The 22314-nt window shown below is 72.1% G+C and carries 16 protein-coding genes and 1 pseudogene; 9 read left to right on the plus strand and 8 right to left on the minus strand.

The genetic code is table 11. The features are described 5' to 3' along the window. Positions 1-262: 262 nt before the first annotated feature. The 5 genes from ACFYY7_RS30870 to ACFYY7_RS30890 form a co-directional block, all read right to left on the minus strand. Complete coding sequence (locus ACFYY7_RS30870) at positions 263-1384, minus strand: macro domain-containing protein (protein ID WP_388666813.1); 1122 nt, start codon at positions 1382-1384, stop codon at positions 263-265. Between the two features lie 62 nt (positions 1385-1446). After that, the gene (locus ACFYY7_RS30875) at positions 1447-2094 is read right to left on the minus strand and encodes an RES family NAD+ phosphorylase (protein ID WP_388666816.1); all 648 of its coding nucleotides are present in this window, start codon (positions 2092-2094) and stop codon (positions 1447-1449) included. Positions 2095-2129: 35 nt separating this feature from the next. Further along, on the minus strand, positions 2130-2966 hold the full coding sequence (locus tag ACFYY7_RS30880; protein WP_388666819.1) for a hypothetical protein: 837 nt from the start codon (positions 2964-2966) through the stop codon (positions 2130-2132). Further along, positions 2963-6469 carry a CHAT domain-containing protein gene (locus tag ACFYY7_RS30885; RefSeq protein WP_388666822.1) on the minus strand — a complete coding sequence of 1169 codons (3507 nt, stop codon included), beginning with the start codon at positions 6467-6469 and terminating at the stop codon, positions 2963-2965. Before ACFYY7_RS30885 ends, ACFYY7_RS30880 begins: the two co-directional genes overlap by 4 nt. 53 nt (positions 6470-6522) lie before the next feature. Continuing rightward, positions 6523-7128 (minus strand): hypothetical protein, encoded by a 606-nt coding sequence (locus ACFYY7_RS30890; protein WP_388666824.1) that lies wholly within the window; start codon positions 7126-7128, stop codon positions 6523-6525. Positions 7129-7299: 171 nt separating this feature from the next. Here ACFYY7_RS30890 and ACFYY7_RS30895 point away from each other — a divergent pair, with 171 nt between their 5' ends. The 6 genes and pseudogenes from ACFYY7_RS30895 (at position 7300) to ACFYY7_RS30920 (ending at position 15729) form a co-directional block, all read left to right on the plus strand. Further along, entirely contained in the window at positions 7300-10695 is a 3396-nt protein-coding gene (locus tag ACFYY7_RS30895; protein ID WP_388666827.1) for a CHAT domain-containing protein, read from the plus strand. A gap of 104 nt (positions 10696-10799) precedes the next feature. Next, positions 10800-11441: pseudogene (locus tag ACFYY7_RS30900) on the plus strand (carotenoid oxygenase family protein); the annotation flags it as partial. Positions 11442-11710: 269 nt separating this feature from the next. After that, positions 11711-12247 carry a carotenoid oxygenase family protein gene (locus ACFYY7_RS30905; RefSeq protein WP_388666830.1) on the plus strand — a complete coding sequence of 179 codons (537 nt, stop codon included), beginning with the start codon at positions 11711-11713 and terminating at the stop codon, positions 12245-12247. Between the two features lie 83 nt (positions 12248-12330). Next, positions 12331-12897, plus strand: coding sequence for a GNAT family N-acetyltransferase (locus tag ACFYY7_RS30910; RefSeq protein ID WP_388666833.1), 567 nt, complete (start codon positions 12331-12333; stop codon positions 12895-12897). A 239-nt stretch (positions 12898-13136) separates the two neighbouring features. Further along, positions 13137-14051, plus strand: coding sequence for a diiron oxygenase (locus ACFYY7_RS30915; RefSeq protein WP_388666836.1), 915 nt, complete (start codon positions 13137-13139; stop codon positions 14049-14051). Between the two features lie 28 nt (positions 14052-14079). Continuing rightward, positions 14080-15729 carry an FAD-dependent oxidoreductase gene (locus ACFYY7_RS30920; protein WP_388666838.1) on the plus strand — a complete coding sequence of 550 codons (1650 nt, stop codon included), beginning with the start codon at positions 14080-14082 and terminating at the stop codon, positions 15727-15729. A gap of 74 nt (positions 15730-15803) precedes the next feature. On the opposite strand, the gene ACFYY7_RS30925 is transcribed toward ACFYY7_RS30920, so the two are convergent. Continuing rightward, a complete protein-coding gene (locus tag ACFYY7_RS30925) occupies positions 15804-16331 on the minus strand; it encodes a DoxX family protein (protein WP_388666841.1) in 528 nt (175 codons plus the stop codon). A 246-nt stretch (positions 16332-16577) separates the two neighbouring features. Here ACFYY7_RS30925 and ACFYY7_RS30930 point away from each other — a divergent pair, with 246 nt between their 5' ends. Together ACFYY7_RS30930 and ACFYY7_RS30935 are read left to right on the plus strand one after the other, a co-directional pair. Further along, complete coding sequence (locus tag ACFYY7_RS30930; RefSeq protein ID WP_388666844.1) at positions 16578-18593, plus strand: FAD-dependent oxidoreductase; 2016 nt, start codon at positions 16578-16580, stop codon at positions 18591-18593. A 127-nt stretch (positions 18594-18720) separates the two neighbouring features. Then, positions 18721-19260 carry a PadR family transcriptional regulator gene (locus ACFYY7_RS30935; protein ID WP_388666847.1) on the plus strand — a complete coding sequence of 180 codons (540 nt, stop codon included), beginning with the start codon at positions 18721-18723 and terminating at the stop codon, positions 19258-19260. Positions 19261-19517: 257 nt separating this feature from the next. Here the strand turns inward: ACFYY7_RS30935 and ACFYY7_RS30940 are convergent, their stop codons facing one another. Beyond that, entirely contained in the window at positions 19518-20483 is a 966-nt protein-coding gene (locus tag ACFYY7_RS30940) for a DMT family transporter (protein ID WP_388666849.1), read from the minus strand. Further along, complete coding sequence (locus tag ACFYY7_RS30945; protein WP_388666852.1) at positions 20480-21328, minus strand: phosphatase PAP2 family protein; 849 nt, start codon at positions 21326-21328, stop codon at positions 20480-20482. The genes ACFYY7_RS30940 and ACFYY7_RS30945 overlap by 4 nt, the downstream gene beginning before the upstream one ends. A 161-nt stretch (positions 21329-21489) precedes the next feature. On the opposite strand from ACFYY7_RS30945, the gene ACFYY7_RS30950 reads away from it, so the two are divergent. Continuing rightward, a complete protein-coding gene (locus ACFYY7_RS30950; RefSeq protein ID WP_388666855.1) occupies positions 21490-22113 on the plus strand; it encodes a TetR/AcrR family transcriptional regulator in 624 nt (207 codons plus the stop codon). Positions 22114-22314: the final 201 nt, after the last annotated feature.

Raw genomic sequence — 22314 nt, forward strand, 5'->3', positions numbered from 1 at the left:
CGCCATCCCCGGGGAGTCCGGGAGCACGCGCAGCAGCACACCTTCGACCAGGACGTATGCGTCGGGAGCCGGCCATGTGACGATGCGGCCCGGTGCCCCATGACCCCACCTTTCCATCCCACCACTCATGCGCACACGCCAGGTGACACAACGTCAACTATGGGTGTGACGACAGAGATTACCCACACGAAGATCCCCCGTTCCCCAGTGCGCCGCCGCGTGCGCCGCCCCGCGCACCGGTGCGCCCTTCCATTCCACCGGATCAGCCGGTCGGCCTCCGGTCGTACGCCGGGCGAATTCCGGACGGAATTCGCTCGACGAGCGCCGCTGCCTCGGCGGTGCGCACCACGAAGTGGACGTCCCAGCGCGCACCGCGCGCCAACTCCGCCTCAATGGCTGCCCACATGGCGTTCAGGCTGACGTTGTACGGCAGTCCGCCGCGGCCCGAGCCGAGCAACGGGAAACACACCGACCGCAGCGGTGGCGCATGGCGCTCGTGCTCCTCGGCGAGCACCGCGAGGACCTGGGACACCGCCCGGGTGACGTCGGCGGGCAGCACGTCGTAGTCGTTGGTCCCGGCCCGGGGAACGGCGATCGCCGCGTGGTAGATGCGCCGTACTCCCTGAGCGGCCAGGGCTCCCGCTCCGGTGGCCGCCACGGTGCCGGTGCGCACCGCACGCCCCGAAGTGCCGTGCCGCTCGGCCCACCTGCGCAGTTCCTCCGGCAGCGGGTCCGCCAGGACCTCGCCGGTCACCCCGTACGCGCCCGCCGCCCTCCGCAGCGACGCGGCGACGGACGACTTGTACGGCTCGGGCAGCGCGAAGTAGACGTTGGACGGCGAGACGACCACGTCCACGTCACGCAGCAGGTCGACGGGGTGCATGTGCACGGTGAGCCGGACCGGACGGCCGGCGGCCCGTACCTCCACCGTCCGATGGGACTCCGCTGCGCCCGCATCCGACCCGCTCATCGCGTCCGTACCCGATTCCGCTCCGGCCGCTTCCGCCGCCAGCCGCACGATGTGCTCGGCGACCTGGCCGAGAACCATCGCCTCCTGGTCCTTGCGGAACCGCTCGACACTCACCCCGTAGACCGCGGCCGCCCTGGCGCGACGGGAGGACGCCGGCCAGTCCCGCGTCCCCTGGGCCAGGCCCAGGGTGTACTCGGCGGCGGTGCGCAGCGTCCCCGCGTCCAGCCGCCCCACCGCGCTCCGCAGCAACACCTCGACAGGCACTCCCGGAGCCCGCACGCCGGGCGGGACGACCGCCTCCGCGGCCGCCTCGATCGCGGGCAGCGCACGTCCCCTCAGCCGGACCAGTCCCGCGCGCCTGACTTCCTTCAACTCGGCGAGAAGTGACGCGTAGTCAGAGTTCGGTGATGCCATGGCCCCACCATGGCATCACCTCTCACAGGCGGACAAGCCGCGGCCGGTCACCCCGGCGGGAGTCACGGGCGCTCGGGCTCCGACACCTCCGCCCACAACTGGTCGAGGAGCCGGTTCACCTCCTTGAGGCCTTCCGAGGAGCCGAGATCCGCGATTCCCCGTTCGGGCAGCACTTCCAGGGCCCTGCCGTGGCGGTCGTCGAAGCGATCGTGGAAGAGCACGATGGCGGACTCGGGCCGGTTCCGGCGGGACTGCCACACCAGCCCCATGGCGTCGGGGCTCTGCGCCCTGATCTCGCTCGCCCAGCGCCGCGCCTTCGCATAGCTCCGCTCGTCGTCGAGGAGGTCGGCGTTCTGCTGGACTGCGGCCAGGTCGGCCTCCTTGATCAGCGAGACCACGGTCAGTTCGCGCGTGGTGCGCAGCACGCTGAGCGACCTGCCCTCGACGGTGGCGTAAGGGACCACCCTCCTGCCGCCGTTCCAGGGCACGGAGCGAAGCACGCTCTCCGCGACGGCCGTCAAGGCGCACTCGCCCACGTACAGGCTGTGGTACGGGTCCAGGAAGGTGCCCTCGAAGCGGCCGCCATTGAAATGGATGTCCGCGAGGGTCGGGTTGAACTGATCCGCCTTGTACTTGGACTTGTGCACCCGCCACAACTCCGTGCCGGCCGGGATCGCCTTGAGACGGGGAACCAGCTTCTCCTTGATCATGGGGAAGAACCTGGTCCCGTGCGGGCAGTCGTTCATCATTCTCCCTCCACGAGGGTGGCGGCCGCGCCGACGAGCTCGTGGTCGGGCAGTCGTCCCAGCAGCGACGCGGGGGTCCCGCCCAGCCAGGTGTTGCCGCCCAGCCACCAGGACGCGGCGCCGCGGGGATCGATGTCCGCCAGGAGCAGCCGGTTGACCACGAGGACCACCTCGTGCGGAGTGCCGCCGCCCGCGGGGAACTGGAACTCCGGGTAGCGGTAACCGTTCGGCGGGTCCGGCAGCCTGATCAGCTCGGGCGGCGGCTTGCCACCGCAGCGGGCGGTCGCCTCGGCCACGGTGAGCGCGGGCTCGCGGAGCAGGGGGTCGGCCGAAGGGGCGGGCGTCGGTGTGCCGCTGCCGCCGGGCGCGGGGGTGGGTACCGGGTCGAGGGCCGGGTCGGGCGCCGGGGCCGGGGTCTGGACGGGTGCTGGGTCGGGCGCCGGGTCCGGAGTCGCGGAGGGCGCAGGTTCCGGGGTCTGGGCGGGTGCGGGCTCCGGGGTCTGGGCGGGTGCGGGCTCCGGGGCCGCCAGCAGATCGACCAGCGCCAGCGCTTCCGTCACGGTCGTCGGCCCGGGGGGTGCCGCCACCAGCCGCACCCCTTCCAGCGCGATGCGCACCGGATGGTCGAAGGGCAGCGGCCGCAGCGCCAGCCGGACCCCCTGGAGCTCCCTGCGGACCGCTCTGTCGTCGGCCGGCGGCGCCCCGGCGAGTGCGCGCAGGCGGCTGAGCAGCAGCGCGTACTGCTCGTCGTCGAGCGCCGCGCGGATGGTGCCCTGGTGCTCGCGGATCAGGGCGAGCAACGGTTCCGCGGACGGTCCGCGGCCCTCCTCGTTCATGCTGTCCCTTCTGCTGTGTTCGTCGTGCTCGGGCCGGGATGCCCCTGATGGACGAATGCGGCCCAGAGCGCGGGGCGGTCGTGTCCCGGTCGGCGCATCTCCCTGAGCAGGTCGCCCTGGAGGGAGCCCGGATCCTCGCGGTGGGGGTCGAGCATCCACACCTGCGCGGCCCTCAGCGCGTCCACGGGACTGAGTCCGTCGACGACGAGGCGGTGGTGGAACACGGCCATCAACAGCGCCGACGCACTGTCCTGGGCGAGCCACCGCGATCCCACGACGTCCCGCGCCCCGGCGGCGACGAACGCCGCGGTGAGGGTCAGGGCCTCGTCGTGATCCCGCTTGCTGAGATCGGTCTGACAGGCGCTCAGGACGACCAACGGCCCGTCCGCCGCATTCTGTTGGTGTTCGCGATCGAGCAGTCGGGTGATCGTCAGCGCACTCGGCGCGCCCTCGTCGGATTCGAGGTCCAGGGCCGAGACCGTGGGCCGGGTGCCCGCCGTTCCGTGCGAGGCCACGTGCAGCACGGAGGTGCCGTCGGCGAGGAACCCGAGGACGGCGTCCGGCGTGCCGCGCTCCATCTCCTCCGGTTCCCTGTCGTAGAGCGTGCCGTACAGCCGGGCGTGCGGATAGAACGCGTCCCGCAGGGCGGAAACCTCGGTGTCCGCGTAGTCGAGGCTCATCGTCGGGTCGGCGACCAGCACGGGGGCCTCCGCCGGGTCCCTCGGCGCCCGTCCCACCGTCCGCAGGAACTGGCCGCCGGACGCCGAGTAGCTGATGACCGCCACCTGGCAGAGGCGCTCGTGGGCCGCTTCCGCCGGCAGGCGCGCGGCGTGCCACGGGACGATGCCCAGGCGCCCGCAGGGCACGAGGACGACGCGGAGCGGCCGGTCCTCCCACTGGTCGTCGGCCGCCGCCAGGCGCTTCTCGATCCCGCCGAGTACCGGGCCGAGGGCCGGGAAGGCCCAGTCGCACAAGGCGTCGAGGGCCTCCTCCCAGGCCTGGACGACGGAATCGTCCTTTGGGCTGAGGTCTCGTGCCGCCGCCGCGTCGACGTACCGCGCCAGCGGGCCGCCCTTCACGTCGGAGAGCTGTGGCAGGGCGCCGGCGCCGAAGCCGAGCTCCGGACCCACCGCGATCACCAGGCCCGGCCCCTCCTCGTCGCCGGACACCAGGTAGAGGAGTACGTCCGCTCCTGCCTCGGCGAGCCCGCCCGCCAGTTCCGCCGCCGTGGGCGTGCCGGGCAGTCCGCCCTCGCGACGGTGGCCGAGGGCGTCGAGGGCCTGGCGGCGCAGCGAACTCGGCAGCAGGCCCGGAACCTCTCCCGCGTCGCCGGGACCGTGACCGGCGGCGGCCGCCCGCCAGGACTCGGCGAGATCGTGGCGTCCGGCCGCCTCCAGGAGTTCGGGCACGGCCGACGAGGTGGAGGCCGCCTGCAGGACCAGGGCCCGCCCCAACTCCAGGGCGGCGACGGCCTCGTGCAGTTTTCCGTACGAGGCAGCCATCCGGGCCGCTCGTACTCCTCTGCTGGCCCCGGTACGGGCGGCCAGCAGCCCGTGCTCGGCGCCTGCCTGGAGGAGGACGTCGGCGGCGAGCGCCATCAGCGCCTCCTCGGCGGCGTCCAGGGCGCGCGTGTCCGCCGGGTCGGGCGCGTCCTTCCCGAGGAGACTGCGCAGGTGGTACGCCTCGGCCAGGTGCCACAGCGCGTCGGCGGCGATCCGGGGCGCCCTGTTCGCGCGTACGCCGTCCCGGAGCCGTTCGAGTTCGTCGATCAGTGCGTCGAGCACGGCCGGATCCCGGTCGCGGCCGAAGCGCGCGCCCAGGGCGAGCGTGGAGGCGTAGAGGTCCTCCATCGAGGCGTCCGGGGGCGGGGAGACGTGTTCCGGGGCCGCCGTCGCCTCACCGGTGAGGGCGTCGCGGATCAGGCCGAAGTTCTCCATCCATGGCACGGGCAGTTCGCCGGCGAACGGCAGCCCGCTCTCCTTGGCGCCGGTGGCACCTTTCTCCATGTGGGGCAGGGCCCGCAGGAGCGCCTCCTTGTCGCGGGTCACGATGCCGAGCGAGGCGTGGACCGAACCGAGCGCCCCCTCGACCGCGAAGCGGAGCGGATCGGTGTCGGAGACGGCCACGCTCAGGGCTTCGGCCTCGGCCAGGAGTTTTTGGAGGGCGTCGGTGTCCTCGGTCTCCTTCGCCGCCATCGCCCGGGAACTGAGGTCCAGCGCGCGGGCCAGGACGGTGGGGTCGCCCACTCCCTTCGGCAGCGATCCGGCGATTCCCTCCAGGTGGCCGAGGATCGTGTCCATGTGGGCGCGGCCGGCCGCCACGTCCTGATAGGTGCCGCCCACGGCCGGGCTGATGCCGAGGAGCAGCGTCCGCAGGCTCTCCATGGTCGGCGTCGGGTCCACACCCGGCAGGGGCACGTCCTGCACGGAACGCAGCCTGCGGAGGAGCCGGTCGAGCGCCTGGGGATCGCCGCTCCGCAAGAGGGGGTCAAGGCCCTCGGCCGTCGCATTGACGGCGTCCAGCGCGGCAGCCATGTGGCGGACGTCATCGAGCGTGATCGCCGGCCCGGGCTTCGGGGCGGCGGCGGTCGGCTCCGGGCCGTTGACCGGCTCCGGACCGGGCCCCCGAGTCGGCTCGGGCCCGGTGACCGGTTCGGGACCGGGCCCCCGAGTCGACTCCGGCCCGTTGACCGGTTCCGGACCGGACCCCCGAGTCGACTCCGGGCCGTTGACCGGCTCCGGACCGGACCGCGGAATCGGCTCCGGCCCGGTGGCCGGTTCCGCGTCGGGAGTCGTCGGCCCGTGACCCTTCTGTTCGCCTCCGAAGCCCCCGGCGGCCTTGAAGATCCGGTCCATCGTCTCGCGCGCTTGATCCGCGAACGGTGAATCGGCCGGCATCATCCCCGCCAGCAGATCGGAGAGCCCCTGTGCCGACGGCACCGAGAAGGTCCCTCGCGCCTGGCGCAGCGGATCCAGGAGCTCCGGAGGCAGTGGGAGTTCCACCACGTCGGCCATCAGCGTGTCGAGTTCCGTGGCCGCGGCCATCATGCCGGCGGGCCCCGCCCGCGTGAGCCAGTCGAGAAAGACGGAGAGGTCGGGAGTGGCACCGAACCCCGCCTGCGGTTGGATCGGCGAGAGGTGGCTCATCAGGAACAGCGCCGCCCACCGCCGGTCCTCCTCGGACACCGCAGCTCCCAGCGGCACCGTACGGTCCCGGGCCTCCCGGAGGAGGCTCTCGGCCAGGTCCCGGTCCGTGTCCGTGCCTCCGCCGGCCGCGTGCCGCAGGGTCAGCGCACCGGCCAGCCACACGGTCACCGAGCCCCTCAGGCCCTCGTCGTGGTCGAGCAACCGGCTGAGCTGGTCGAGTTCGGCGACCGACGCCTCGTGCGCCTGCGGCGACAGCGACCCCGCCCCCAGGCCGGGGAGCTGCCCCTTGACCCGCCCCACCGCGTCCGACACCCAGGCGCGCAGGCCCTGGACGCCGCCGTTCTCCTCCCCGCTCACCGGCATCGCGCCTCTCCGGGCCACCGCCGGCCCTCCGCAGTCCTCAACTGACCTCAACCGTCCCCACTATGCCCATCCGTCCCGGGCGCCGCCGGGACTTGCCCAGCTTCTCCCCGACCACGACCGGAGTCCGACCGGGAGACACCCAGATCGGCCCGCATCTCCCGCCGCATCGCCCGCAGTCGGGCCCACAGGGCCTCGATGCCCTCCTGCGCCGCGGTCGCCGAGTCGCCCGGCCTCGGCAGGCCCTCGTCCAGGCGCCGGACCATGCCGTAGACCGCCCCCAGACCGTGGCTGACGGCGCCCGCGTGGTCGAGCACCCGCTCCGGCAGCCGCATCTGCGCCTCCGCGTACACCTCCCGGTGCTGGTCGCGCGCATCGGCGAGCCGCTGTCGTACGGACGGAAGCCCCGCTTCACGGTCCAGCGCGTGCAACTGGTCGGTGAGCGCGGCCAGATAGTGCCGCCCGGAGGTGTTGAGCGCCACGTAGCACGACCACCGTTCCTGCACCTCGGCGCGCCGGTCCCGCACCTCCTCGGCCCGGTCCTGCTCACGCTGTCTGCTGCGGTCGGCCGCCCGTTGGGTCAGCAGCGCGGACATCAGGGTGCCGATGACGCCCACGACGGCCACCAGCAGAGCGGTCAGCACTCCGATGTCCACGCCGCCTCCCTCTTCGTTCCCCCGTACAGACAGCGAAGCAGCGGACTGCGTGCCGGGTGAAGGGCCGGCCCGGAGATCACCCACGGTTCGCCCTGTTGCCGACCAGCGGAGCCGGGAACAGTGGGGAAGACAGCGGCAAGGAGCCGGACTGCGACGGACGGGCGGGGAGACATGGCTGGTGACGAGGAGAGCGGAGGGGTCCGGGCGCTGCGAACCTGGGCCACGGAAGCGACCGAGCGGGCTGCGCGGCTGATCGGGCGGGGAGAGGAGAGCGACCCGGTGTCCGCCGAGGAGTCCGAGGGCCTGGTTGCCGAACTCTCCCAGCTGCGTGGCCTGCTGGACCACGATCAGGAACTTCTCGGCAGGGTCACGCTGGTCCTCGGCGGCCTGCTCGCCACGCGCCATGCCACCGGGTACGGCACACCGGACGACCCGGAACATGCCCGGCGCCTGCTCGACGAGGTGCGGGACCGTACGACGGCCGCCGGGGAGCGGATGACGGACGAGGGCAGGCAGTGGGCGGCGATGTTCCTGCTGCTCACGGCGGGGCAGGCCGGGGCGGGCCGGGGCCGCCCGGTCGGGCAGCCCCAGGACTTCTGGCCCGTGTTCGACCAGTCCATGGCGGCGGCACAAGGCGGGGCCACCGCCGAGGCGGAGCGGATCGCGGCACTCGTCGCCGAGACCCGGGGGATGCCGGTGCCCCCGGAACTCCGGGAGGAGTTGCGGCGGATGCAGGACCTCATGTCGTACGCGGCACGGACCGATCTCTCCGACCCCGGGACGCTGCTGGCCATGCTGCCCCCGGATCTGCCGTTCGGTGGTCAGCTGCGGACCCTGCTGGGCATGCTGGCCTCCGCACCCGAGCCACCCGTCCCGCCGGGCCCCGAGACGGAGCCGGATCCGGGGCCGGGGCCGGGGCCGGGGCCGGAGACGGAGGCGAAGGACGAGGCCGGCACCGCCGTCACAGGAGCGTGGCTCGCCTCCTTGCTGGGCGTGCGGGAAGCCATGAGCACCGGCGATCCGGAAGCTCTCAGCCGGCTGCTGAAGCGGCTGGGTGGGGAGCATGACCGCCTGCCGGCAGAACATCATCGGAGTTCCGAGATCCAGAACCTGATGCGCATGGTGCTCCAGTTGGCGGGGCCCCTCGGAGGCAGCCGGGTGGACAGCGGCGAGGCACACCGCCACCAGGCGTCGATCGTCGAGTTCTTCGAGCAGTGGACGGCCGGTGATCCCGGAGCGGCCGACCTCGATGTCGCCGTGCGCACGATGGATCTGTTCGGCAGAGTGCTGGCGGCCGACGACGGGAAGAACGAGGATGAGTGCCGGCGGCTGGCGGGCGAACTGGACGCACTCGAACGTTCCACGGCCGCCGGGCACCCCTTCCGGTGGATGGTGGCAGTGGTCCATGGCACCGCACTCACCTCGCTCGGTGACCTCACCGGCGACACCGGGATGACCGTGCGCGGCCTGGCGCAGAAGGAGGCGGCCCTCGCGGCCGCGCCCCTGGCGGACCTCGGAATTCCCGAGGCGGAGATCCGTATGGTCCGCGAGGCGCTCCAGGCCTCGCGGGCTGTGCTGGGGCAGCACCCGGACCTCATGCCCGAACCCGTGCCGCCTGGCCCGGACGCGTCGACGGGTGCCCGCTACCTCGCCGCGCTCACGGCGACCCTCCGGCACTCCACCACCGACGACCCCGCGGACCTGAACGCCGCCATCGACGCGCTGGAACAGGTCCGCGGCGATGTCCGGCGGGGCCGGTCACCGCAGATCGCCGCCCCTGCCCTGTGGCAGCTCGCGGAGAACTACCGTCGCCGGCTGGGCCGTACCCGGGACCCTGCGGACCGGGACGCGGCCACGGACGCGGCGCTGGAATCCCTCCGGGCGCTCGCCGGTGACGTCGTCCTCCAGGTCGGCCCCGACCACGGCCTGCTGGCCGCCCGTTCCGGCTCCGACCGCGGGTTGCGGGCCGCCCGATGGGCCGCCTCGCAGGGCCGGGTCGAGGAAGCGGTGGCCGCACTGGAACTGGGCCGGGCCCTGGTACTGCAAGCGGCGTCCACCTCACGGGCCGTACCCGACCTGCTGGAGCAACTCGGGCACCACGACCTCGCGGAGGAATGGCGGTCGGCTGCCCACGGAGGGGACGGGGGCGTGCCCGGTTTCGCTCCCGCACCCGGCGCCGGACCCGATGAGGCGCCCGGCGCGCTCCCCAGGGAACTGCCCAGCTCCCTGCGGCGCCGCGCCCTCGAAGCCCTGGGCCACCGGGACCCGGACGGCGTCCTCTTCCGTACCCCCACGGTCGAGGAGCTCAGGGCCGGGGTGGCCGAGGGCGACGCGGACGCGCTGGTCTACCTGCTCACGGGCGAGGACACCGAGCCGGGCATGGCGGTCGTGGTGGGCCCTGACACCGGTACCGGCGTACGGGCCCTGCCTCTCCTGTCCGGTGAGCGGAGCGGCCCACTGGAGCGGTATCTCGACGCCGCGACCGAGTACCAGAAGCAGCCCGGCGTTCCCACGGCCGCGCAGGCATGGGAGCACGCGCTGTCCGAGCTCTGCGACTGGGCGACGGAGGCGGTGATCCTCCCGGTCATGAGCGGCGTCGCGGAGCGGCTCGCCGCGAATGAGAACCGGCGCAGGGACCGTCCCGGCCCGCCCCGGATCGTGCTGGTGCCCTGCGGTCGCCTCGGCATCGTGCCCTGGCACGCGGCCCGCCTGCCCGCCGAGGCGCCGCGCGACTACGTCTGCCAGGTCATGGTGATCAGCTACGCGGCCTCCGGCAGCCAGTTCCTGGACACGGTCCGGCGGGCCCGGCGGGCCCCCGCCGCCGCTCCCGTCCTGGTGGCCGACCCCACCATGACCCTGCCGTACGTGGAGCTGGAGGTGGCGTCACTTCAGCAGTCCCTGTATCCGCAGGCGCGTCTGTACGGGGAGTTCTACGAACCGCCCGTCGAACCCGCAGCGTCCGGCACTCCGGGCGACCTCCTCGAAGCCCTCGCCCACGGCCCGTCCCTGCTCCACGTGGCATGCCACGGATCGGCGGGCACCAACCCGACCACGTCCGCGCTGCTCCTGGCGCCCGAGGAGGACGGGCAGGAGGAGCATCGGAGCACCGGCCTGCTGACCGTCTCGCGTTTGCTCGACCGCCCGAGGGGCGAACAGCGCGCCGCCGACGGGCCGTTGGTCGTGCTCAGTGCCTGCGAGACCGACCTGAGCAAGCGCGACCACGACGAGGCGCTCACCTTGACGACCGCCTTCGTGGCAAGCGGTGCGCGGGACGTGGTGGGATCCCGTTGGGCCACCCAGGACTCGGCCGCGGCGCTGATGATGGCCGTGTTCCACCACTACCTGGCCATCGGGGGAAGGAGCCCCGTGGACGCGCTGAGGGCCGCGCAGATGTGGATGCTCGACCCGGATCGTGAGAACCCGGGGTCGCTCAGCGCCGACCTGCTCGACGAACTGGCACGCCGACCGGAGCTCCACCGTCCGGCGGCCTGGGCCGCCTTCATCCACCAGGGCCATCCGGGGCCGTCCCCGCGGTGCACCTGTCGTGCCACTGCCCCGAGCGCCTGATCCGCCTGCGTGCCGTGGCGCTGCCCACGTCTCCGGCACCGGCTCCGCGGTCCGGCGGCTCCGGCCGGCCCGGACGTCGTGGCCTCACCGCGTTCGGCCTCGAAGTGACCGGCCGGATCCCGCACGACCTGGACGGCCGATACCTGCGTACCGGACCCAACGCGCTGGGCATCGAGGACCCGCGGGCCCACCACTGGATGCTCGGCGACGGCATGGTCCACGGGGTGCGGCTGCGCGGCGGGCGAGCCGAGTGGTGCCGCAACCGGTGGGTGCGTTCCTCTCAGGTGGCGCGGAAGCTGGGCGAGCCGTATCCGGGCGAGGTGCCGCCGGACGACTTCGCCTGCAACACGCACGTCATCCCGTACAAGGGGCGCATCCTGGCCCTCCAGGAGAGCGGGCCGCTGCCGTACGAACTGTACGGCGAGCTGAACACGCTGTGCCCGTACGACTTCCGCTCCACGCTGGAGGGCGCGTTCACCGCGCATACCAAGTACGACGCGGCCGCGGACGAACTGCATGCGGTGGCGTACTACCCGGCCTGGGACCACGTACGGCACACCATGATCGACCGGACCGGCCGGGTGGCAAGGACCCACAGGATCCCGGTCGCGGACGCGCCGATGATGCACGACTCCGCCCTGACCGGGAAGTACGTGGTGATCGTCGATGTGCCGATCACGTTCGACATGGCAGCCGCCGAGGCGGGCGCACCCGTGCCCTACGTGTGGAACGCGGAGCACCCGATGCGGTTGGGAGTGATGCCGCGGAGGGGTGGCGCCGTCCGCTGGTTCGAGATCGATCCGGTGTACTACTCGCACACGCTCAACGCCTACGACCAGGGCGGCACCATCGTCATGGAACTCACCACCATGCCCGCTCCGTTCTACGCGGCGGGCCGCGGCAGCGGCGGCCCCTCCACGACCGGCACACCTGCACTCGACCGCTGGACCATCGACCTGCGTGCGGGCCGTGTGCGCAGTACCAGGGCGGCACCATCGTCATGGAACTCACCACCATGCCCGCTCCGTTCTACGCGGCGGGCCGCGGCAGCGGCGGCCCCTCCACGACCGGCACACCTGCACTCGACCGCTGGACCATCGACCTGCGTGCGGGCCGTGTGCGCAGTACCCGCATCGACGACCTGCCGCAGGAGTTCCCGCGCGTCAACGAATCCCTGGTGTCGCGGCGGCACCGCTTCGCGTACACGGCGAGCGCGGCGGAGATGTGGCGCGCCTACGAGACGGTCGACGGAGTACCGCCGGACGACAAGTTCACCAACTGCCTGGTGAAGCACGACATGCTGCGCGGCAGCCGGCAGGTGCACCGCTTCCCGAACGGCGCGGCGGCCGGCGAGCCGGTGTTCGTGCCGCGTCGCGGGGCACGGGACGAGGACGACGGTTACCTCCTCTCCTACGTGCACGACCCGGACCGCGGCGCGAGCGACCTGGTGATCCTCTCCGCACAGGACTTCACCGCCCGTCCCCTGGCCCGCGTCCACCTGCCGGGACGGGTACCTCTCGGCTTCCACGGGAGCTGGGTGCCGGACGCGTGAGAGGTTTCCCCGCACGGGCACCAACTTGCTCGTTCGAAGAGCATGGCCATCAGTGCCTGCGGTCGGCTGAGGGGATGGAAGTCATGAGCGACATGTGGACCGGTGAGAAGGTGCGTCTGCGCGGCGTCGAGCCCGGGGACTGGGAGGGCTTTCGGTCCCTGGCCCGGGACACCGTCGACGTCCGCAACGCCGGTCTGGTCGAGCCGCCCCGCTCCGATGAGAGCTTCCGGGCCTGGACGGCCGACCGTGCTGCCCGGGCTCCTGGCGGTGAGGCGTTCCGGCTGGTGATCGAGACGCTGGCCGACCGCACGTTCTCGGGGTCCGTGACGGTCGGTGAGACGGACACACGCGCCGGACGGTTCAGGACCGGGATCGAGATCGCCCGTGATCACCGTGGTCGGGGCCACGCGACCGAGGCCACCGAACTGCTCCTCACGTACATGTTCGCCGAGCAGCGCCACAACAAGTGCGAGGTCGAGGTCCATGCGTTCAACGACGCCTCGCTCGCCCTCTACCGCAAGCTCGGCTTCATGGAGGAGGGACGGCTGCGCCAGCACGAGTTCTTCGCAGGCAGTCACCACGACGTCGTGCTGCTCGGCATCACCGCCGACGAATACTGGGCCACACACCGGCGTCCCGCCGTTCGCTGAACATCGAACCGCCGCATCGCCCACGATCCGGCCTGTCCCGCCGGTGATCGATCGAGCGGATTCGGTACGAGGGGTAGGCCCGCACGGCACTCTTGCTATACGTTCCGTCTAACAGCTTGCTAGACGCTACGTCTAACAAGCGATGGAGGCGCTCGGCAGCCACGCACCCATCGGGCGGGTACGGGTGAGGTCAAGGCCGGCCGGCGTCGAGTCGAGCTGTCGAATCGAGGAGCCGCACCATGGCAAGCAGCACCCTTCGGCCGGAGGACCAGGACCGGCTCGACGAGCAGGACGTCGCCCGGCGGCTGCTCGACTCGTCGGCGAAGCTGTCGTACGACCCCGTCACCGAGGTGGACTGGGACACCCCGCTGGACAAGGACTTCCACGGTGCGAGCCCCGAGTGGAGCACGCTCTACGGCACGGCGTACTGGAACGAGCTGACCGATGCCCAGCGCAAGGAGCTGACACGGCAGGAGGCCGCGTCGGTGGCCAGCACCGGCATCTGGTTCGAGATGATCCTCCAGCAGATGGTGCTGCGCGACATCTACACGACGGACGCGACCGACCCGCGGTTCCAGTGGGCGCTCACGGAAATAGCCGACGAGTGCCGGCACTCCATCATGTTCGCCCGCGGGGCGGCGAAGCTGGGCGCCCCCGCCTACCGGCCGCGCCGTGCGGTGGTGGAGCTCGGCCGGGCGTTCAAGACGCTCGCGTTCGGCGAGGCCGCGTACGCCGCGATCCTGGTCGCCGAGGAAGTGCTCGACGTCATGCAGCGGGACTGGATGCGGGACGAACGGGTCGCGCCGTTCGTGCGGACCATCAACAACATCCATGTCGTGGAGGAATCACGGCACATGAAGTTCGCCCGCGACGAGACCCGCAAACGGCTCCGGAACGCGGGCCCGCTGCGCCGGCAGCTCAACGCGTTCGTGATCGCGGTCGCGTCCTACTTCATCGTCACCAGCATGGTGAACCGGCAGGTGTACGAGAACGCCGGGCTCGACACCCGGCGCGCCGTCGCCGAGGCCGGGGCGAACGAGCACCACAAGTCCCTGATGCGGTCCAGCTGTTCGGGACTCATGGAGTTCCTGGCCTCGGCCCGCCTCCTCACCAGGCCCGCGCTGGCTCTGTACAGACGCGCCAACCTGATCTGATCCGAGCCGAGCGAGCCGAGCTGACAAGATGCCCTACGCCATCACCCAGACCTGCTGCAGCGACGCCACGTGCGTCACCGTGTGCCCCGTCAACTGCATCCACCCGACACCGCAGGAGCGGGCCTTCGGCAGCACGGAGATGCTGTACGTCGACCCGAAGTCCTGTATCGACTGCGGTGCCTGCGCGGACGCCTGCCCTGTCGACGCGATATTTCCGGTGGACAGCCTGCCGGCCGCGCAGGCGGGGTACGCCGCGATCAACGAGGCGTACTTCGCCGGGCAGGAGCCCGATCCGGTCGGCACGGGACCGAACTTCCACCGCTGGAGCGCCCCGTCGTTCGAGCGCAGTCTGCCGTCCGATTTCGCGCCGATCCGCGTCGCGGTCGTCGGCACCGGCCCGGCCGGGATGTACGCCGCCGAGGATCTCCTCCTGCACACCAACGCCGAGGTGACCCTGGTCGACCGGCTGCCCGTGGCCGGTGGGCTGGTCCGGTACGGCGTGGCGCCCGACCACCCCGCGACCAAGAAAGTGGGCGACACCTTCGCGCGCTTCCACGACCACCCGCGGGTACGCATGCGCCTGGGGGTCGAAATCGGCAAGGACATCACCGCTCAGGAGCTCGCCGCCCACCACGACGCGGTCGTCTACGCGGTGGGCGCCTCCACCGACCGCCGGATCGGCGTACCGGGCGAGGAACTGCCGGGCAGCATATCGGCGACCTCGTTCGTGGCCTGGTACAACGCCCACCCCGAGGTCGCACCGGACGCCGTCGACCTGTCCTCGGAACGGGTCGTCGTGGCCGGCAACGGCAATGTCGCCCTCGACGTCGCCCGTATCCTCGTCGCGGATCCGTCGGACCTGGCCGGCACGGACATCGCGGATCACGCGCTCGCCGCGCTGCGCGCCTCGAAGGTGCGCGAGGTGGTACTGCTCGGCCGGCGGGGCCCGGAGCACGCGGCGTACAGCGCCTCCGAACTCCTCGCCCTCAAGCATCTGCCGGGCGTGGAACTGGTGGTCGACGACCACGATCCGCGAACCGGCGTGACGATCGACGGTGCGGCGCCGGACGAGAAGGCCGGCCTGCTGCGGGACATGACCCGCGAGACGGTGGACTGGTCGCGTACGCCCGGGCCGGGACGGCGCATCGTCTTCCGGTTCCACTCCGCCCCCGTCCAGGTGCTCGGCGACGACGCCGTACGAGCCGTGCGGGTGACCGGAGGTCCGGGCGAGCTGGACATTCCGGCCGGCACACTGCTGCGGGCTGTCGGCTACCGCGGCGCGCCCGTCGCGGGGCTGCCCTTCGACGAGGCGACCGGCACCGTCCCGCACGAGGGCGGCCGGGTGTCGGGGATGCCCGGGACGTACGTCGTCGGCTGGATCAAGCGCGGGCCCTCGGGTGGCATCGGGGCCAACCGCGCCTGCGCCGCCGAGACCGTCGGCACGCTCCTGGACGATGCCGTGGCCGGCGCCCTGCCCGTACCGTCGCCCGCGCCCAGGGCGTTCCTCCGGCTGGCCCGGAGCCGCAGCCGCCATGTCGTCGACGCCAAGGGGCTGGCCGCCATCGACAGGGCCGAGATCGCGCGTGGCCGCGACGACGGACGCCCGCGGGTGAAGTTCGGCACGGTGCCGGAGCTGATCGCGGCGGCGAAGGGCGGCCGCTGGAAACTGTCGAGCTGAAACGCCGAGGTGACGAGGGGGGACCGGACGGCTCCCTCCCTGGGGTGCCGCCCGGTCCCTGTCCTGTCGGGGGGTCAGGTCGCCTCGGGGTCGACCGCGACCCGCCCCTTGGCACGCCTACCGACCACGGCCGCCGCCGCGACGGCACTGCCCGCGAAGGCCAGGGCGACCATCCACGGCTGGTTGAAGACGTGCCGGGTGGCATGGTCGACGGAGTAGCGTCCTGGCCCGGTCAGGCCGATCGCCGCGGCGGTGAAGCCGAGGAAGGCCGGGTACTCGTAGCCACCCCCCTGCGCGAAGAACCCGGCGGGCGCGTGGACGGCCACGGCCCCCGCCATCGCCCCGGCCGCGGCCGCACCGGCCGCCGGGGTGGCGAGGCCGAGGGCCAGCAGCACTCCGCCGGCCGCCTCACCGAGCCCGGCGGCGACCGCGCTGTGCTTCGGCGGATGGAAACCCATCGCCTCCATCGCTGCGGTGGTTCCTTCGATGCCTCCGCCGCCGAACCAGCCCGCCAGCTTCTGGGCGCCGTGCGCAGCCAGTACCGCGCCGGTGCCGACGCGCAGGACGAGCAGGCCGAGGTCATGCCGGTCGAGGCAGGCCATGGGTGTCTCCGCAGGGGTTCGGGGGTGGAGGTGGAGGCGTGCGGTGCGGGGCATCCGCGTCGATGCCGGCCGGATGTCGCGGTTCCACTTTCCGTGGCTCGGGGCGTCGACGTGTCCCTGTGTTACGCCGTCCGGGGGACGACGGTCTTCGCGCCCATGAGACCCACGCCATTGTGCAACTTGTTGCATAATGACGTTCCGGTGGTCTACAACTGGCGCAGACGACACTGCGTGAGGAGCCGCCGCATGAGCCCGTACCCGAATCTGCTGAGCCCGCTCGACCTGGGGTTCACCACCCTCCCCAACCGGGTGCTGATGGGCTCGATGCACATCGGTCTCGAAGAGGTCGAGCGCGGCTTCGAGCGGATGGCCGCCTTCTACGCGGAGCGCGCCCGGGGCGGCGTCGGCCTGATGGTCACCGGTGGCATCGCCCCCAACGCCCGGGGCTGCTCCTTCCCGGGCGGGGCGAAGATGACCAACGAGGCGGAGGCCGAGCAGCACGCGCTGGTCACCTCGGCCGTACATGCGGCGGGCGGCCGGATCGCCATGCAGATCCTGCATTTCGGCCGGTACGCGCACCACCCCGATCTGGTGGCCCCGAGCGCGATCCAGGCCCCGATCAGCGCCTTCACCCCGCACGCCCTCGACGACGACGAGGTCGAGGAGACCATCGAGGACTTCGTCAGGGCAGCCGAGTTGGCGCGCCGCGCCGGGTACGACGGGGTCGAGATCATGGGCTCCGAGGGCTACTTGATCAATGAGTTCATCGCCTCCGCCACCAATCACCGCACCGACCGCTGGGGCGGCTCGTACGAGAACCGCATCCGGTTCCCCGTCGAGATCGTGCGCCGGGTCCGCGAGCGGGTCGGCAGCGACTTCATCCTGATCTACCGGCTGTCGATGCTGGACCTGGTGCCGGGCGGTTCCTCGCTGGAGGAGGTCGTGCGGCTCGGCCGCGAGATCGAGGCGGCGGGCGCGACGATCATCAACACCGGGATCGGCTGGCACGAGGCCCGTATCCCCACCATCGCCACCTCGGTGCCGCGCGGCGCCTACACCTGGGTCACGGAGAAGGTCCGCGGAGCCGTCTCCGTACCGCTGGTGACGAGCAACCGCATCAACACTCCCGAGGTCGCCGAGGAGGTCCTCGCCTCGGGGCGCGCCGACATGGTGTCAATGGCCCGGCCGTTCCTCGCCGACCCCGATTTCGTCGCCAAGGCGGCCTCGGACCGCGCCGACGCGATCAACACCTGTATCGGCTGCAACCAGGCCTGCCTGGACCACATCTTCAGCGGCAAGGTCACCTCCTGCCTGGTCAATCCGCGCGCCTGTCACGAGACCGATATCACCCTGTCGCCGACCCGCACCGTGAAGCGGGTGGCGGTCGTGGGCGCCGGACCCGCCGGTCTCGCGTGCGCCGTCTCGGCGTCCGAACGCGGTCACGAGGTGACGCTGTTCGACGCGGCCGAGGAGATCGGCGGCCAGCTGAACGTGGCGCGCAAGGTCCCCGGCAAGGAGGAGTTCGACGAGACGCTGCGCTACTTCCGTACCCGGCTCCGGGAGGAGAAGGTCGAGCTCCGGCTCGGTACGCGGGTCGCGGCCGACGCGCTCGGCGGCTTCGACGAGGTCGTCCTCGCCACCGGTGTCACCCCGCGTTCCCCCGGGATCCCGGGCCAGGACCACCCCAGCGTGGTCGGCTACCTCGATGTCCTGCGCGACGGGGCGCCCGTCGGCGATCGGGTCGCGATCATCGGCGCGGGCGGCATCGGCTTCGACGTCGCAGAGTTCCTGACCGACTCGGGCGACGCCGCGAGCAGTGACCCCGAGGTGTTCTTCCGGCAGTGGGGCGTCGACACCGAATACCGCGAGCGGGGCGGGCTCCGCGCCCCGGAACGTGCGAAGACGCCCCGGACCGTCCATCTGATCCAGCGCAGGACCGGCAAGGTCGGCGCGGGGCTGGGGAAGACGACCGGCTGGATCCACCGCACCGAGCTGCGCCACCGCGGCGTCACGACGATCGCGGGCGCCGCCTACGACCGGATCGACGACGAGGGCCTGCACCTCACGGTCGGCGGCGAGCAGCATCTCCTGCCGGTCGACACGATCGTGCTCTGCGCGGGTCAGGAGCCGCGCCGTGACCTGTACGAGGAGCTGCTCGCCGCAGGTCGTTCGACGCATCTGATCGGCGGCGCCGATGTGGCCGCCGAACTGGATGCCAAGCGGGCGATCCGCCAGGGCACGGAGCTCGCCGCCTCGCTCTGACGCGCGGACACCGCGGCCTCGTGGACCAGCGTTCGCGCCACGGGGCCACGACGTCCACGGGGCCGCGGCATCCACGGGGCCGCTCCCGCGCCGGGCCACGCGCCCGGCCGTCCATAGGATGCACCCCATGTCACTCCCGCATGCGATCCTCACCGCCCTGCTCGAGAAGCCGTCGTCGGGGCTGGAGCTGACCCGCAGGTTCGACCGGTCGATCGGTTATTTCTGGTCCGCCACGCACCAGCAGATCTACCGGGAACTGGGGAAGCTGGAGCAGGCCGGGCAGATCCGGGCGCTGCCCTCGGAGCAGCCTGCCCGCGGTCGGAGGAAGGAGTACGAGGTGCTTCCGGCCGGCCGCGAGGCGCTCCGTGCCTGGGTGGCCCGCCCCGAGGACCCCAAGCAGGTCCGGGATCCGCTGCTGCTGCGCATGCGGGCGGCGGCGGTCGTCGGGACCCCCGGGCTGGACGCTGAACTCCGTCGCCACCTGGAGCTGCACCGTCGGCAGCTGGCGGAGTATCTGGAGATCGAGGAGCGGGACTTCCCGCCCGAGCGGAACTCCGAGGAGGACCGGCTGCGGCATCTGGTGCTGCGCGGCGGCATCGATCTGGAGAACTTCTGGATCGGCTGGCTGACGCGGGCACTGGACCAGGAGGAGAGGCCGGGACCATAGGTGGGTCGTTTCTGAACGTGACAGTGGGGTGGGCGAATGTCACGTTCCCGCGACACACCACCGGCCGGCAGGCATCACTTCTCCGGTGAGTTGCTTCTCCACGTGACACTTCGGTGGGCAGATGTCACGTTCCTACGACACACCACCGGCCGACGGGCATCGCTTCTCCAGTGGGTTGCTTCTCCACGTGACACTTCGGTGGGCAGATGTCACGTTCCTACGACACACCACCGGCCGGCAGGCATCACTTCCGCGAGTTACGGACCGCCCACCGGTGCCCGGCCCAGTTCCGGTCGCAGAATCGGCTGGTCCATCGGCCCCCGGCTCGCGATGACGACCCTTGACGGCGATCCGGCCCCGGGCTTCGGCTCGTCCCCGGCCGGACCGGCGGCGGCCGAGGTCTGCGCCTGGGCGCGGCTGAGCAGAATCACGCCCCGTACCGCCGCCACCGTCCCGAGCAGGGCCAGGAACAGGCTGGTCGTCCCGCCCTGGAGGCGTTCGCCGAGCAGGGCCAGGCCGATGGCCGCCGCAGCCACCGGATTGGCGAGCGTGACGACCGCCAGCGGTGCGCCCAGACCGCCCCGGTAGGCGGTCTGGGAGAGCAGCAGCCCGCTCATCGCGAACGCGGAGACCAGCAGCGCGACGACGACCAGACGCCAGCTGAACAGCGGGCCGGTGTGGTCGGTGACCGAGACGGTCAGGGTCTGGGTGAGCGCGGAGGCGACCCCGGACGTGATGCCGGATGCGGCGGCGTGCCGCAGACCGGGGCGCGCTCCCGGGCGGCTTAGTCCGGCGACAACGGCCATGGTGCCGGCCCCGACTGCCAGCGCCTCGGGCAGGCTGAGTGTTTCGTGCGGGGCGGCGCCGCCCGCGGTCGTCAGCAGGGCGCCGAGGCCGAGCAGGGTGAGGATCGTGCCGCGCCATTCGGTCCTGGTGACCCGGCGTCCGGCGGCCCTGGCGCCCAGCGGAACCGCGGCGACCAGGGTGAGGGCACCGAGCGGCTGGACGAGAGTGAGCGGCCCGTACTTGAGCGCCGCGACGTGCAGCAGCGCGCCACCCGCGTTCAGCGCGACCGCCGACCACCAGGCGCCCCGGCCGAGCAGTCGAAGCACACCGGCGTTCCGTTCGGTCCGCGCGGCGAGCCGGGACTGCGCCACCGCTGCCGAGGCGTAGGCGGCGGCGGAGACCAGGGACAGCGCGACGGCGATCACGGTGGCGTTCATCGCCGGGCTCCGGTCGAGGCGTATGCGGCCGGGAGGGCGGGATCGGTGGGGTACGGAACGGCCGACGGCGCAGGTTCGCCCGTCGTGGACGGCCACGGGAGATGTGCCCGTACCGGAGCCGCGCGCGGCAGCCGCAGCGCCGCGAAGGCCACCGCGAGCAGCGCGGAGACGACGATCGAGTCGAGCCAGTAGTGGTTGGCCGTGCCGACTATCACCAGCAGGGTGACGAGCGGATGCAGCAGCCACAGCCAGCGCCACCGCGAGCGGGTCGCGACGATCAGCCCGACGGCGACCATCACCGCCCAGCCGAAGTGCAGCGAGGGCATCGCGGCGAACTGGTTGGCCATCGAGTCGGTCGCCGGCGTCGCCCCGTACACCGACGGTCCGTACACCTGGCCGGTGTCGACCAGCCCGGTGACGGCCAGCAGCCGCGGCGGGGCGAGCGGAAAGAGCAGGTGGAGGACGAGTGCGGCGCCGGTGAGTGCGGCGAGGATGCGTCGCGACCATATGTAGTGACGGGGGCGGCGCCAGTAGAGCCAGACGAGGAAGAGCAGCGTGGCCGGGAAGTGAACGGTCGCGTAGTAGGTGTTCGCGAGGTGGATCAGCGTCTCGTTGTGCAGCAGCAGGCTCTGTACCGCGCCTTCGCCGGGCAGGTGCACGGAGCGCTCGAAGTCCCAGACATGTCCGGCATTGCGATACGCCTCGTCGACGTGACCGTTCGCGACCTGACGGCCGAGCTTGTAGATCACGAAGAGTCCCACGACCAGAAGGAGTTCGCGGACGAGGGGCGGTCGGGCAGAACTGTCCGGCTCCCGATCTGCTGGCTCGCTACCGGCGTACATCACCCGGTGCCCCTTTGCTGACGAAGCGGTGTTACGGCGGCATGGTCCAGCCCATGCCGTATCGATACGCCAGTGTACCGATACGCGAACGTATCGGTACACGCGCGTATCGGTACACTGGCGTATCGAAGGCCTCGTCGCAGAGTCGCTGAGAGGAAAGGCACATGTCGCCGCAGGAAGCCGCACAGGAACCGGCACAGACGCCACGCCGCTCGAAGATCACGCCGGAGCGGGCGCAGGAGTTCTACGTGGCCGTGCTCGACATGCTGAGAGAGTCCGGTTACGAGGCGCTCACCATGGAGGGGGTGGCCTCGCGGACCCGCTGCGGCAAGTCCACGCTCTACCGGCAGTGGGGATCCAAGCCCGAACTGGTCGTGGCCGCACTGCACGGCACCCGACAGGCACTGCTTCCGCACATCGACACCGGAAGCCTCGCGGGCGACCTGCGCGAGGCGGCGCGGTCGATCGGCGCGGGCTCGGGGCGCGACACCCCGCTGATGCACGCACTCAGCCATGCCGCACTGCAGAGCCCCGAGCTGCTGTGCGCGCTGCGCGAGGCCCTGATCGTGCCCGGACTCGCGGCGATCGACGCCATGGTGCGGCGCGGAGCGGAGCGCGGCGAGATCCGGCCGGACAACCCGGCGGCGGAGTTCGTCTCCGCGCAGCTCCTGGGCGTGATGCGCGCCCGGCCGCTGCTGGAGGGAAAGAACGCGGACGAGGCGTATCTCACCCGTTTCATCGAGAACGCGATCCTTCCCTCACTCGGACTGAGTGCGCCCGCGCACTAGTCCCGACAGACGTGGGCCGTTGTCCGAGCGGATGACGACGACCCGCCGGCGCCGCACCGTGGGGACGGGGGCGGCGCACCATCCGGGCGGGGGGGGGGGGCCCCGCCCCCCCCCCCCCCCGCCCCCCGCCCCCCCCCCCCCCAAAACAAAAAAAAGGAGGTGTTTATCACCCCCCCACGGGGGGCGTACGGCGGGGGGGGC

Origin of the sequence: Streptomyces sp. NPDC001933, assembly GCF_042890955.1 — a bacterium.
Taxonomy (GTDB): Bacteria; Actinomycetota; Actinomycetes; order Streptomycetales; family Streptomycetaceae; genus Streptomyces.

Excerpts from the sequence above, each read along its gene's own strand:
- ACFYY7_RS30870 (WP_388666813.1), bottom strand. The coding sequence starts at position 1,384 with ATGGCATCACCGAACTCTGACTACGCGTCACTTCTCGCCGAGTTGAAG.
- ACFYY7_RS30875 (WP_388666816.1), bottom strand. The coding sequence starts at position 2,094 with ATGATCAAGGAGAAGCTGGTTCCCCGTCTCAAGGCGATCCCGGCCGGC.
- ACFYY7_RS30880 (WP_388666819.1), bottom strand. The coding sequence starts at position 2,966 with ATGAACGAGGAGGGCCGCGGACCGTCCGCGGAACCGTTGCTCGCCCTG.
- ACFYY7_RS30895 (WP_388666827.1), top strand. The coding sequence starts at position 7,300 with ATGGCTGGTGACGAGGAGAGCGGAGGGGTCCGGGCGCTGCGAACCTGG.
- ACFYY7_RS30905 (WP_388666830.1), top strand. The coding sequence starts at position 11,711 with ATGCCCGCTCCGTTCTACGCGGCGGGCCGCGGCAGCGGCGGCCCCTCC.
- ACFYY7_RS30910 (WP_388666833.1), top strand. The coding sequence starts at position 12,331 with ATGAGCGACATGTGGACCGGTGAGAAGGTGCGTCTGCGCGGCGTCGAG.
- ACFYY7_RS30915 (WP_388666836.1), top strand. The coding sequence starts at position 13,137 with ATGGCAAGCAGCACCCTTCGGCCGGAGGACCAGGACCGGCTCGACGAG.
- ACFYY7_RS30920 (WP_388666838.1), top strand. The coding sequence starts at position 14,080 with ATGCCCTACGCCATCACCCAGACCTGCTGCAGCGACGCCACGTGCGTC.
- ACFYY7_RS30925 (WP_388666841.1), bottom strand. The coding sequence starts at position 16,331 with ATGGCCTGCCTCGACCGGCATGACCTCGGCCTGCTCGTCCTGCGCGTC.
- ACFYY7_RS30930 (WP_388666844.1), top strand. The coding sequence starts at position 16,578 with ATGAGCCCGTACCCGAATCTGCTGAGCCCGCTCGACCTGGGGTTCACC.
- ACFYY7_RS30935 (WP_388666847.1), top strand. The coding sequence starts at position 18,721 with ATGTCACTCCCGCATGCGATCCTCACCGCCCTGCTCGAGAAGCCGTCG.
- ACFYY7_RS30940 (WP_388666849.1), bottom strand. The coding sequence starts at position 20,483 with ATGAACGCCACCGTGATCGCCGTCGCGCTGTCCCTGGTCTCCGCCGCC.
- ACFYY7_RS30950 (WP_388666855.1), top strand. The coding sequence starts at position 21,490 with ATGTCGCCGCAGGAAGCCGCACAGGAACCGGCACAGACGCCACGCCGC.